The 817-nt window shown below is 55.6% G+C and carries 1 protein-coding gene; it reads left to right on the top strand.

Annotated features, from left to right (window positions below; translation table 11 throughout):
- Nucleotides 1-817: AsmA-like C-terminal region-containing protein (locus J5224_RS31685; RefSeq protein ID WP_264628943.1), on the top strand; the 817-nt coding region annotated here is incomplete at both ends.

The raw sequence follows: 817 nt of genomic DNA, 5'->3' as shown, positions 1-817 counted from the left end.
GAACAGCTCAACGTGCGCGACATCAACCTCACGCTGGAACAGAGCAGCGAGCGCCAGCTAGCGTTGGAACTGACCAGCCGCATTAATCGCGATCAGCGTGACCTTGCGGTGTCACTTCAGGCAAATCTGGATATGCAGCACTATCCACAGCAAATAGATGCAACCATCGAGCAATTCCAATACCAACTTCAAGGCGCGGGTATTCCCTCTGGTGGCATCAGCGGCAGCGGTAGCCTTCAAGCCAGTTATCAGCAGGCTGCTGGCACGGCCCAGCCAGAAAAGGTCACGGTAAGTCAGTTCACGTTAGCGGCGAGCGACAGCCAACTGAGCGGGAATGCGGCGGCAACCCTGGGTGAACACCCGGAATATACGCTGGATATCAACGCGGCGCGGCTAAATCTCGATGCACTACTGGGAAGTGCGCCAACGTCACAAACGCAGAACGCTACGCCTGTGGCGATCAAGACCGTTACGCCGGTAGTATCGACGGAACGTGGGCTGAGTGAAGGGGATGCCTTATGGCAATCGTTCAGCGCGCGGTTGGCATTGCAGGCAGACACGCTTATCTACCGTGGCCTGACCTTCAGCAAGGTGAACCTCAACGCGGTCAATCAGGCTGGTGTGTTCACCCTTTCCTCATTGCAGAGCGAGCTTAACGGCGGGCGTATTGCTCTGACCGGAAAAATGGATGCAAAGGCAACGCCGAAAATCACCCTGCAACCTGCTATTGAGAATGTACAGATCGAGCCGCTGACAGTAGCGTTTGCGTTGCCGCAAACGGTGAGTGGCAAACTGTCGTTAAAAGGACAGTTTAGTG

It is taken from the genome of Candidatus Symbiopectobacterium sp. NZEC135, from assembly GCF_025962695.1.
The sequence above is the reverse complement of the archived record's forward strand: the minus strand, read 5'-3'. Positions and strand labels throughout refer to the sequence as shown.